This window comes from Flavobacterium rakeshii (genome assembly GCF_009741375.1).
In the GTDB taxonomy this organism is placed as follows: Bacteria; Bacteroidota; Bacteroidia; order Flavobacteriales; family Flavobacteriaceae; genus Flavobacterium; species Flavobacterium rakeshii.
The window spans coordinates 233559-244880 of sequence record NZ_WOWP01000024.1 but is presented as its reverse complement, the minus strand read 5'-3'; the positions used below and the strand labels follow the sequence as shown (position 1 = coordinate 244880).

Sequence of the window (11322 nt, the reverse complement as noted above, 5' to 3'; positions counted from 1 at the left end):
CAATGTTACGTTGTATGTTTACAAATAAATTGTGTTTGGTGCCAACCTGCCTATTTGTAAAACAAAACGGTTATAATGTGTTATTTTCGGTTTAGTTGTCTTAAAAATGGTATTTGTCCTGTATTTTTGCCTGTTTGAACAAAATGCCTGCCTACATTTAGTATAAGCACTACTTTAGCACTATGAGTAAGAAAAAAGAAATACAGTATCATGCTATATTCTGGATCCTTTTTGTGGGGCTTGAACAACTTTTAAAGAGTATAACGATTTATAAAGATTTAGATACTACATGGAGTATTTTACAGAATGTAGGTTTTCTTTTGCTGGAGCTTCTTATTTTTTATTGTAACTATCTGCTTATCTGTCCAAAAACGATTCCTAATAAAAAATGGCGCTTATTAATAGTGGCACAATTTGGGCTCATAATATTATTCCCGGCTATACGCTTTGTTTATGAGGAGGTAATCCTTTTTAAAATAACAGGTTATCATAATTATGATGTACGAGATCTTAATCCACTATATTATATATACGATAACTCTTATTATTCTATAAGAATTCTTTTGTTTAGCCTTGTGGGGTATTTTATGAAATATTTGTGGAATACCAATGCACAGGTTAATCGCCTAATTGTAGAAAAAAAACATGCCGAACTGCAGGCGCTTAAAAACCAGCTGAGTCCGCATTTTTTGTTTAATTCGTTAAACGGTTTTTATTCTGATTTGTATGATACAAACCCCGAAGTGGCGGCTGATATCCTGAAACTATCTGAAATGCTGCGCTATGTTACATATGAAAGTGAGAACGACATGGTACTGTTGAAAGATGAGATGCTATTTCTTCAAAACTATATTGACCTTTTTAAAAGACGGTTTGATGGCAAAATAGCCATAACCTTTACATATCCTAATAACCTGTATGCTTACAAAATACCTTCGCTGTTGCTAATACATTTTCTTGAAAATGCTTTTAAGCATGGTATTACCGATGATTATGATAATCCTATAATTATAGAAGTAAAAACAGAGGCAGGAAGACTTATTTTTACTGCTGCAAACAAGTATGGTGTTACACAAAGTTATGATGAGCACGGTATAGGAAATAAAAATATAAGCCAAAGATTAAATATTCTGTATCCTGAAAATCATAGTATGGATATAGAGCAGAATGCAAAGTATTATAAAGTAACCCTTACCATACCATTAAGCTAATGAGTAATACTATAAACTGTATAATAGTAGATGACGAACCGCCTGCAATACGTTTGTTGCAAAAATATACTGATCAGTTGCAAGGTATAGAATGTGTAGCTACCTGTACCCGTGCGGTTGAAGCTATTGCCCTTATAGAACAACATAAGCCCGATGTGGTATTCCTGGATATACAAATGCCCGACCTTACCGGTATTCAGCTTTCGACTATTATTAAAGACAAGGTACAAATTGTGTTTACCACCGCCTACCCACAGTTTGCTATAGAAGGTTTTGAAGTTAACGCGGTAGATTACCTGCTAAAACCCATACCTTTTAATCGCTTTATTGCCGCTGTAGAAAAGATACGTAATCAAAAAACAGATTCAGATACTAAAAAATTGACCGATAATGTTGCAGATGATTATTTCTTTGTAAAAACCGACGGTAAGAACAGGTATCAACGTATAGAGATTAAAGACATAAATTATATAGAAAGCATAAAAAACTATATAGTATTACATACATCGACCGAACAGGTGGTAACTTATAATACCCTTAAATATTTTGAAGAAAACCTGTCTAGTAAGCTATTTGTAAAAATACATAAGTCTTTTATCGCTGCTATTGGTAAAATTGAAAGGACCGATAATAATGAAGTATGGATAAGTGGTAAATGTCTGCCATTAGGTGATACCTACAGAAATGAATTTTTTAACAGGATAGAAAAATTTAAAATCTGAAGTTATTAAATTACATCAGTTAATAAATTTAATTATTAAGGTAATTTTTAAAATGTCAAATTATACTGTATCTTCTCATTGGCTTTTTAGTAATATTAATAACAATAATATTATTGTACTTGATGCCAGTATAAAGCCTGTAACGGGGATGGCTAATAATATAGATGCAATTATCCCAAAGGCAAAAAGATTTGACCTAAAAAATGTTTTCTCTGATAAGGAAAGTAAGTACGATCATATGCTTCCTAAACCAAATATGTTTATAAATGAATTACAAAAGTTGGGGATAAATGAAGATAGTGTTGTTGTTGTGTATGATAATCAGGGTGTTTATTCAAGCCCTAGGGCTTGGTTTATGATTAAGGATATTGGGCATAAAGAAGTGTATGTGCTTGATGGCGGGCTGCCAAAATGGATTGAAAATGGTTTTTCAACTTGTACAGAGTATACTAATGTTGCTGTAACAGGTAATATTTCGGTAAAAGATAAGCCCCGTTTTTTTTGTGATGCTAATTATCTTCAGGAGCATTATAACGATAATGGCTGTAATGTAATCGATGCAAGATCTGAAGGAAGATTTTTAGGATTAGAGCCAGAGCCAAGAGAAGGTTTAAAATCAGGACATATACCAGGCTCTGTTAGCCTGTCTTTTAATAAGGTTATTAAAGATGGTGCTTTTTTGGATAACAGGGAATTGAAAGCTATGTTTTCAGGTTTAGCCGATATAAATCAGGAATTAATTTTTAGTTGTGGCTCAGGTATTACTTCGTGCATTCCTGCTATGGCAGCATTAATAGCCGGATATAATAATATTAAGGTTTATGACGGTTCATGGAGTGAATGGGGAGATACTCAAAACAATTATCCGGTTACACTTAATTAAAATATAAAACACACCTAAAACATATATGTAAAAGGCTTTGTATTCACTAGGTTTTACCAGTACGTTCTTTCCAGAGAATAAGGTTTATCGATATATTTCATAATATAGTCCTGTTACTTTTTAGTAAGACTCACGTTTTTAATTTTACCACTCTCTTTATCTCTTAATGTTATTATGGCTGTGTCTGCTTTGGGTTTTAGATTCAATTTAAATGCTTCACAGGGATCTAAATTTGAATAATCAATTTCTCCAAACTTTATTATTTCATCACCTTCATTGATTCTGCCGTTAAATTGTGAATCCCAAACTAAGCCAACAATTAACTTGTCCTCTTTAATTACAGGTTGTATAGGCCAATTCTTTTCTGTAAGATCTATTTCTCCATTTGTGTAAGGGTTGAAGTATAAGTGTCTATGAGGGTAATCAATAATAACATCTCCGTATTGTAATATCTGGCTGCCAATTCTTGATTTTTTATCGCTTGTCGTTGTGGTTGTAATGTTTTTAAAAATAGTTCCTGCAAAATTTAATTTAGGTAATAGTAACATGGAATGTTCTTTTTGGTTTTCAACCCCATGTATGCCTACAGAATATGCTCCTTTAGCCTGATGTAGTACAGAAAAAACATTAAACTTTCTGAACGTATCATAAGCAGTTAAAGATAAATCATATAATCCTATCATTCCTGTGTCAAATAGTAGGTACTCACGAGCTATTATATCATTATTTTTTAAATAAATATATAGGTAAGGGTTGCTTTGGAATTTATCTTTCAATAAATCGGTGCGATTTTTTTTATGAGTGTCAAAATTTTTTCTCTTATCAGTAAAGCTTACTGTTTTATCTTTATATGAAAATTTAACTACACAATTACGAAGCATATTACTTCCAATAAATCCATCAACACCGAGACATTGCATGAAATATATATTTTCGCTAACTACAGCGGGTACGTTCTCAAAGGTAATATCTCCTACTTGTACAGGTGGTAATGTTGTGAGTTTCATTTGTTGATTTAAATCACTGGAGTCACTAACATTAACTTCTGAACTGGATTTTAACCCTAACTCTTCATACAATTGTGGAGATATGAGGCTAATTGCTCCGGTATCTACAATAAAATTATAGGTTTTACCTTTTATAATAACTTCTACTACTATTAAACCTTTTATGTCTTTGTAAGGTACGTTTGTATTATAATTTTTTTGGATAACCTTACCTTTATTTAAAGTTTTAATATTTTGTGCAACAGACGTATTTAAGCAAAAAAGTACTAAAAAAGGATAAAGGAATTTCATAAGTTAATTGGTTGGATTGTAAGAGAGTTTACATAATCTATGCCAAAAATTTAACTTCTATATAAAAAGATAGTATATAGGGTAATATATCTAATAAAACCTTTAATGTTCAATAAAAAGCCGAAACGTAAGTTTCGGCTTTTTGCTTTCTAAAAATAATTTTTATTTAGGTCTTCCAGCATTCCTATTTGTTGAGGTTTCCAGTCAAGTACTTTTTGGGTTTTCTCACTGGATGCATAACCGTCCATAGCAGCAAAATGTTTAAACCAGGTAAAGTGGGCTTCCGCTTCGGCTTCATTTAGGCTTTTTAAAGGTAGTGAGGTGTTTTCGCTAATAACACGGGCAATTTCTTTAAAAGGTACGCCTTCTTCGGCTACAGGGTGATAAACGACCTGTTCCGGTTGTTTTTCCACAATTAGTCGGTACAGGCTGGCAGCGTCTTTTCGGTGCACTGCAGGCCATCTGTTAAGTCCGTCACCTATATAGCCCGACTGTCCGTTTTCCTTATCCATTTCTATAACAATAGGGGTAAAACCATGATCGTCTTTGCCATGTACAATAGGCAGGCGTACTATATATGCATTAACGCCTTTTGATCTTGCTTCGAGCGCGGCTTCTTCTGACGCTGCCCTTGGTACTGATGCCGAACCGGACGGGGTATCATCTTCGGTAATAGCTTTTTCACTACGTAATATGCCAACACCCGATGTTACAACCAATGGCTTTTGAGTTCCTAAAAGAGCGTCTGTAAAAACCTCAATAACCTTCCTGTCGTCTTCACAATTTTCCTTATATCTGGAAAAATCATGATTAAAGGCAGTGTGAATTATAGCATCACTTGAAGTGGCTCCTTTACGGATAATCTCTGGGGCATTAATGTCGCCCATTAGAATCTCAGCTCCTGAATCTTTTAGTTTTTCTGCCGAAGCCTGTGATCGTACCAGTCCAAGCACCTCTATGCCTGCGGCTATTAAATCGTTTACTACTGCTGAGCCTACAAAACCTGAGGCTCCTGTTACAAATACACGCATGATAATAAGTTTTTATTTGTAACAAAGCACGTTAAAAGCAAGCCTAAAAACATGGTCATTTGACCATAATCAGTACTAGCGGTGTAGCTGGTTGTGGCGTATTCTTGTTAGTGTTTTAATGGATATGCCGAGGTATGAGGCTATCATTCTTAAAGGTAGTCTTGTTAGTAGTTTTGGGAAACGCTCAATAAAATCGTCATATTTCTCTTCAGGTGTGGCACTTAGTGTTGTTAGCATACGTTGCCTGCTGTAGTATATGTTTCGGGATATAATTTGTTGCGATAATTTGCTGAGTTCAGGGACTTCACTTAGTAGCTTATTAAAGTCATCTTTTTGCCATAGCATTACTTCGGTAGGCTCAATGGCTCCCATGTTTATTTCGCTAGGTATTTGTTTATCATAGCTTTCTACGTCAAGAGTCCAGCTATGTTCGGGGGCAAACTGTAGTATGTGCTCATTACCATTTGAGTCAATACTATACATGCGAAGCAACCCTTTTACAACAAATACTTTGTGTTTGCAAATGTCTCCTGCCTGTAACAGGAGTTCATTGCGATGTAATGTTTTGTCGAAAGCCTTGTTGTTTATATGGTGTATGTCGTCTTGAGTAAGACTGGTGTTTTCTTTTAGATATTTCTCAAATTCGGGATGCATGGTATAAAGGTAGTGAATATCTTGTTTTGTTTGTTATATCAAAAAGCCCCGTTTGTGCGGGGCTTTTCTAACTGCATTTTAGATTGATGTTTATGCTTTTACCGGAGTAGGTGTAGGTATTTCTGTTTTTGGGTTTATTAAAATATCTACTCTCAGTATAAGCAGTATTGATAATAGTGTTATTATACTAATCACGTATCCTAGTACATCATAGTTTAGAAGCGGACTCGTTTTGGTTTCCTGATGTACTATATACCCGGCGCATACTGCAGCTATACCACCTGCAATTTGCTGTAATGATGATGTTATTGCCATATAAGCGCCACGGTCCTGTGTTTCGGGTACTGCTGTGTTCAATGTTGTTGCAGGTACCATTCGGCTCATTATTCCCATAAACAGTATCATGTTTATTGCTATAATTTGCCATACCGGAATAGGAGGTAGGTTAGTGTATATTAATATCATCACTATTGAAATAAGTGAACCTATGGTAAATAATTTTAGTTTACTCATCCTGTCACTTAGTTTACCTACCATTGGCATGATGAATAATACTGCAAGCCCTGTGAAAAAGAATATTATAGGTAGTTCTTCATGACTTACTTTAATATTGTTTACCAGATAAGCAGTGCCGAAGGGTTGTAACATAAACCCACCTACCGATAGTATGGCGATAGCTATAAAGCCTGTTTGGTATCGCTTATTGCTTAATGTATGTAGTAAATGAACAAACGGATTCTTGTCTGATTTTATCTCAAGATGTTTATTTACCGGTTCCAGTTTTATGATGATAAGTGCTAGTATTGCGATTGCCAGTACTACAATCATTAAAAATGAAGAATGCCATCCCCAATTATTGGCAAAATAAAGTCCTAGTGGTATTCCAAGTATCTGGCTTGTGGCAAATGCCATTTGGATAAAGCCCATTACACGTCCACGTTGCTCTAATATGAATAAGTCGGTTACTATTGCAAGCGATACCGATCCAATTACTCCACCGAAGAGACCTGTAACAATACGTGCAGCAACAAGTGTTAAGTAGCTATTTGCCATGGCGCAGCAAAAAGTTCCTAATATGAATCCTGTGTAAAAGAAAATAAGAAGTTTTTTACGGTCAAATTTATCGGCAAAACCTGCTGCAAGTAATCCTGATATTCCTGCGCTGAATGCGTAGGCCGATACAGCAAAGCCAAAGTTTGCGGTGGTCATATCCAGATTTTTCATGAGGATGTCTCCTAATGGAGAGATGACCATGAAATCTAGTATTACAGTAAACTGCGTTAGTGCCAGCATTGCTATAACCAGCTTTTGATGTGATGTGAATTTTGCAATTCCTTTTTTAACGTCCATTTTTTGATTGATGATTTATTATTGATGATTATTATAATTCGCTGCAATAGTGTCCTGATTCGGTAACCAGTTGTATAATTTGCTGTGGTACTATATTAGTTGTTATTATTCTTAATACATTATCCTTATCTTCAGTGTCTATAGACCATTCGTTGATTAGTGGGTGTGTATTAAGTTTTTTTGCTATCTCACAGTTACTGCATAATTCAGTTATGTCGGTTTTAAATACTAATATTTGGGGATTTGTCTGTTTCATTTTAGTCAGGGTTTTAGACCTTTTATCATCAGGTCAAAAGTTTCTTTCATTATATCTTCGGTTAAGGTGAAGGGTCGTCCTCCTATGCTTTTGCCTTCTCTGTGAAAACCGAGCAGGCTGTACAAAGGACCATAAGCTATACTCCAAAAAATATCCAGGCTTATTGGGTTTAGTTCTTTATTTTTTATAGCATTTTTAAAAAACTCGGTCATACATTCTTTAAATGTTGTCAATTCACCTGCCTTAAGTATTTCATCAGCATAAGGAGAGTGTTTCATTATTTCAAAGCAGGAAACTTCCATTGGGTTCTCTAATGCAAAAGCCGACCTGTTTTTCCATTGTATCCACATTCCTTCTTCAAAAGGCATTTTTGGATTGAAATCGTTAATAACTATACTGAAGAATTTTTTTGCAATCGTAGTTCCTACTTTTTTTATAAGATCATCTTTGTCTTTATAATATATATAAAGGGTTGCTACAGATATGTTACAAGCCTTGGCTAGTTTATTCATGCTAAAGGCATTGAATCCTTCCTTCACAATTTGTTCTATGGCTTTTTCATAAACCAGTTTTTCTTTATCTGTATCCCTTGTTCTCATGTGGTAGTGTTTTGAGTGTACAAAGGTATATAAATAAATGAATATTCATTTATTTATAAATAGAAAGTTTTAAATAAAAAAACGCCTTCAAAATGAAAGCGTTATGTTTTATATGATGTCAAGGGTTCTTTCGAGAGCCATCCCGCGTGAGCCCTTAATTAATATGGTTTTTTCTATTGGTTTGACTTTTTCCATATATGATTTAAAGTCATCAAAACTTTCATAGAAGTTTAAATGGTTATTGCTTATTTTATTAGCAAAGAAATCTTTTCCTATAAAATAGGTTGTTATATCAGGGGTGTGAGATAGTTTTTCTACCAGTTTTTTGTGCTCTTCAAGGCTTTCTTCTCCCAGTTCAAACATGTCTCCCAATATAGCTATTTTAGATTTTCCTTCAAGTTGAATCAGGTTGTTTAATGCTGCCTCCATACTACTTGGGTTTGCATTATAGGCATCCATTATAATATGGTTTCCGTTTTTTTCTATAAGTTGGGACCTGTTATTGTTTGGGGTGTAATTTTCAATTGCTTCCTTTATTTTATGGTCACTTATTTTAAAATTAGTTCCTATGGTTATCGCGGCATTTATATTGTTAGCATTATAAATTCCGATAAGATTAGAATGTATTTCCAGTCCGTTATATTTTATGTTAACCATTGGGTTGGCTTCTGTCTGATCTATATGAATATCACAGTTGTACTCGTTAACAGCAAAAGTAATGCGTGACATATCTTCTGTTTTTTTATCCTGAATAGGATCATCCAGATTCACAAAAGCAGTTTTTGTGTGAGCTTTGAGATAGGTATATAATTCACTTTTACCTTCTATAACTCCTTGTACACCCCCGAAGCCCTCCAGGTGTGCTTTGCCGAAATTGGTTATATAGCCAAAATTAGGTTCGGCTATTTCGCATAACTGTTCAATTTCTTTTTTGTGATTGGCACCCATTTCAATAATTCCTATTTCAGTATCTTTTGTGAACGAAAGTAGGGTAAGGGGTACGCCTATATGGTTGTTAAGGTTACCTATGGTTGCTGTAGTGTTGTACTTTTTAGAAAGTACAGCATTTATAAGTTCTTTAGTTGTGGTTTTTCCGTTGCTGCCGGTTAATGCAATAACGGGTAGGCCTAAGTAACGTCTGTGGTGTTTTGCCAGTTGCTGTAGAGCGGTAAGTCCGTTTTCTACAAGTAGTATTTTATCGTTTGTTTTGTATTCGGGGTTGTCAACTACAGCATAAGCAGCTCCTTTTTTTAAGGCTTCTTCAGCAAAAGTATTAGCGTCAAATTTTTCTCCCTTTAGGGCAATGAAAAGAGATCCTGGCTCTATTTTTCGGGTATCTGTAGTAACAGTTCCGCATGATAGGAAGTACTTGTGTAGTTCTTCGGTAGTTGTCATAGGTATATAAAAAAATAAAGCCCTAAGATAGGGCTTTATTTTTTTATATATAAGATTTTAGTCTTCTTTGATTAACCACGGTGTCGAGCAGTTTTTTTAGTAGACTTAGGACCAACTTTAGACATTGCACATCTAAATCCGATGAAGTCTGTAGCCATATCCTGTGGGTAGTATCTTCTTTGAGCAGGGTCTAACCAGTAAGCTCTGTCTCTCCAAGAACCACCTTTGTATACTCTTACGTTATCATTGATAAGTGTAGTTCTCTTGTTAGATTTATCCCACTCTCTTACCATGTTGCCTAAACTGTCGGTTTCAACTTTATGTTGAGGTGAGTCGTACATTTCACCTGTAGTGCTAACACCTTCTTCAGAAGAACCTCCATATTCATAGAAACGTGTTGATTGTTTGTCACCATCTCTATAGTTACGGTTGTCACTTCTTGTATAGTTTTGTCTTAGGTATACATCTTCTTCAGTAATTGGAGTTCTTGCGATTTGACCAGGAAGGCTTCTGTACTGAATTCTACCATTACTTAAAGTATCATATTCGATAGTTTCAGAAGTTACAATCTCAGCTCTGCCGTCTTCACCAATTTGGTTTTTCATGTAAACGTTACCTCTGTAGTAGTTAAAGTCACTAGCTTCGTCGTCAATAATAGGACGGTAAACATCGGCAACCCACTCTGCTACGTTACCAGCCATGTCATAAAGACCAAAGTCGTTTGGCGGGTAAGTTTTTACAGGGGCAGTAATATCTGCATTATCATCAGACCACCCTGCAATTCCTCCGTAATCACCTTTACCTTGTTTGAAGTTAGCTAACTGATCTCCTCTTTTTTGTCTTTTACCAGAACGTGTGTATTGTCCTTTCCATGGGTACTTTTTGCTACCACGGTAAATGTTGTACTCACGGTTACCTACAAGAGCTACAGCAGCATATTCCCACTCAGCTTCTGTTGGAAGTCTGTATTCAGGTGAAATTAATCCGGAAGTTCTTTGAGCATAAACGTTTGTAGCTTCGTCGTCACCTGCTAATTTGTTGTTGCGACCTCTAAGAACAACTTCTTCATTACCGCCGTAAGCTTTTGTAGGGCTTTCAAGGTAAGTTTCTGTGTCAAAGTTGTTTTCGGCTGTTACATCAAGAATTTTGGCGTCTCTTTTCAGGTAGCCTTCTTTCTCAAGTATAGATTCATTTACACGGTTTGTTCTCCAGTCACAAAATTCAACTGCTTGAATCCAGTTAACACCTACCACCGGATAATTTGCATAAGCAGGGTGTCTTAGGTAGTTGTTAGTCATGGTTTCGTTGTAACCAAGAGCACTTCTCCATACTAACGTGTCTGGAAGCGCACCTACATAAATGTTTCTGTAATTTTCTTCTGTTGGAGGGTATACTCTTTTCAACCAGTCAAGGTATTCCATGTACATTACATTGGTAACCTCTGTTTCATCCATATAGAAAGATTGAACGTGCTGTTGGTTTGGAGTATTATTCCAATCGTGCATTACATCGTCCTGAACTCTACCCATGGTAAAAGTTCCACCTTCTACTTCTACAAGTCCTGGAGCAGGCTCCTGTTGTTTGTAGTTAGAGTTGTGCTGGAAACCACCCTTCTTGTCATTGATTTTCCATCCGGTTGCAGAGGAAGTGTTACCACTGCCTTTTTTGCTACAACTGGTGTAACCAACTGCTACCGTAACTGCTAATAGCAATTTAAAAGCTGTAATCTTGTTAATTTTCATACTTTCTGCAGGTAATTAATTTCGTGGCGCAATATAATAATTAACCATTAAACCGCAACACGTTTTTAAAATTTTTAATAAAATTCCAAAATTATGTTAATTGTGTTTTTAAATAACGCACTATTTAAAGTAATATTGCAATCGTTTGACGGAAAAAAAAGTTTTTCTGTATCGTAATATA

At 35.3% G+C, this 11322-nt stretch carries 11 protein-coding genes; 3 read left to right on the top strand and 8 right to left on the bottom strand.

What is annotated here, in order from left to right:
* Positions 1 to 182: 182 nt before the first annotated feature.
* The 3 genes from GN157_RS08550 to GN157_RS08540 are packed head-to-tail and all read left to right on the top strand — an operon-like array spanning position 183 to position 2816.
* Positions 183 to 1211, top strand: a complete 1029-nt coding sequence (locus tag GN157_RS08550) for a sensor histidine kinase (RefSeq protein ID WP_157482935.1) — start codon at positions 183 to 185, stop codon at positions 1209 to 1211.
* Positions 1211 to 1933 carry a LytR/AlgR family response regulator transcription factor gene (locus GN157_RS08545; RefSeq protein WP_157482933.1) on the top strand — a complete coding sequence of 241 codons (723 nt, stop codon included), beginning with the start codon at positions 1211 to 1213 and terminating at the stop codon, positions 1931 to 1933. The genes GN157_RS08550 and GN157_RS08545 overlap by 1 nt, the downstream gene beginning before the upstream one ends.
* A 52-nt stretch (positions 1934 to 1985) precedes the next feature.
* Positions 1986 to 2816 (top strand): sulfurtransferase, encoded by an 831-nt coding sequence (locus GN157_RS08540; RefSeq protein ID WP_157482931.1) that lies wholly within the window; start codon positions 1986 to 1988, stop codon positions 2814 to 2816.
* A gap of 113 nt (positions 2817 to 2929) precedes the next feature.
* Here the strand turns inward: GN157_RS08540 and GN157_RS08535 are convergent, their stop codons facing one another.
* The 8 genes from GN157_RS08535 to gldJ all read right to left on the bottom strand — a co-directional run bounded on the left by GN157_RS08535 (position 2930) and on the right by gldJ (position 11141).
* Positions 2930 to 4114: a retropepsin-like aspartic protease gene (locus tag GN157_RS08535; protein ID WP_157482929.1), complete on the bottom strand. Its 1185-nt coding sequence runs from the start codon at positions 4112 to 4114 to the stop codon at positions 2930 to 2932.
* A gap of 149 nt (positions 4115 to 4263) precedes the next feature.
* A complete protein-coding gene (locus GN157_RS08530) occupies positions 4264 to 5145 on the bottom strand; it encodes an SDR family oxidoreductase (protein WP_157482927.1) in 882 nt (293 codons plus the stop codon).
* A 75-nt stretch (positions 5146 to 5220) separates the two neighbouring features.
* A complete protein-coding gene (locus GN157_RS08525; RefSeq protein WP_157482925.1) occupies positions 5221 to 5799 on the bottom strand; it encodes a Crp/Fnr family transcriptional regulator in 579 nt (192 codons plus the stop codon).
* A 90-nt stretch (positions 5800 to 5889) separates the two neighbouring features.
* Positions 5890 to 7149, bottom strand: a complete 1260-nt coding sequence (locus GN157_RS08520) for an MFS transporter (RefSeq protein WP_157482923.1) — start codon at positions 7147 to 7149, stop codon at positions 5890 to 5892.
* 31 nt (positions 7150 to 7180) lie between these two features.
* A complete protein-coding gene (locus GN157_RS08515; protein WP_157482921.1) occupies positions 7181 to 7405 on the bottom strand; it encodes a hypothetical protein in 225 nt (74 codons plus the stop codon).
* A gap of 5 nt (positions 7406 to 7410) precedes the next feature.
* Positions 7411 to 8004 carry a TetR/AcrR family transcriptional regulator gene (locus GN157_RS08510; protein ID WP_157482919.1) on the bottom strand — a complete coding sequence of 198 codons (594 nt, stop codon included), beginning with the start codon at positions 8002 to 8004 and terminating at the stop codon, positions 7411 to 7413.
* Positions 8005 to 8112: 108 nt separating this feature from the next.
* The gene (locus GN157_RS08505; RefSeq protein ID WP_157482918.1) at positions 8113 to 9399 is read right to left on the bottom strand and encodes a UDP-N-acetylmuramoyl-tripeptide--D-alanyl-D-alanine ligase; all 1287 of its coding nucleotides are present in this window, start codon (positions 9397 to 9399) and stop codon (positions 8113 to 8115) included.
* Positions 9400 to 9470: 71 nt separating this feature from the next.
* Positions 9471 to 11141 (bottom strand): gliding motility lipoprotein GldJ, encoded by a 1671-nt coding sequence (gene gldJ, locus GN157_RS08500; protein ID WP_157482916.1) that lies wholly within the window; start codon positions 11139 to 11141, stop codon positions 9471 to 9473.
* Positions 11142 to 11322 lie beyond the last annotated feature (181 nt).

Bases quoted from the DNA above. Each gene is read 5' to 3' on its own strand.
- gldJ (WP_157482916.1), bottom strand. From the start codon at position 11,141: ATGAAAATTAACAAGATTACAGCTTTTAAATTGCTATTAGCAGTTACG.
- GN157_RS08520 (WP_157482923.1), bottom strand. From the start codon at position 7,149: ATGGACGTTAAAAAAGGAATTGCAAAATTCACATCACATCAAAAGCTG.
- GN157_RS08530 (WP_157482927.1), bottom strand. From the start codon at position 5,145: ATGCGTGTATTTGTAACAGGAGCCTCAGGTTTTGTAGGCTCAGCAGTA.
- GN157_RS08515 (WP_157482921.1), bottom strand. From the start codon at position 7,405: ATGAAACAGACAAATCCCCAAATATTAGTATTTAAAACCGACATAACT.
- GN157_RS08550 (WP_157482935.1), top strand. From the start codon at position 183: ATGAGTAAGAAAAAAGAAATACAGTATCATGCTATATTCTGGATCCTT.
- GN157_RS08505 (WP_157482918.1), bottom strand. From the start codon at position 9,399: ATGACAACTACCGAAGAACTACACAAGTACTTCCTATCATGCGGAACT.
- GN157_RS08510 (WP_157482919.1), bottom strand. From the start codon at position 8,004: ATGAGAACAAGGGATACAGATAAAGAAAAACTGGTTTATGAAAAAGCC.
- GN157_RS08535 (WP_157482929.1), bottom strand. From the start codon at position 4,114: ATGAAATTCCTTTATCCTTTTTTAGTACTTTTTTGCTTAAATACGTCT.
- GN157_RS08545 (WP_157482933.1), top strand. From the start codon at position 1,211: ATGAGTAATACTATAAACTGTATAATAGTAGATGACGAACCGCCTGCA.
- GN157_RS08525 (WP_157482925.1), bottom strand. From the start codon at position 5,799: ATGCATCCCGAATTTGAGAAATATCTAAAAGAAAACACCAGTCTTACT.
- GN157_RS08540 (WP_157482931.1), top strand. From the start codon at position 1,986: ATGTCAAATTATACTGTATCTTCTCATTGGCTTTTTAGTAATATTAAT.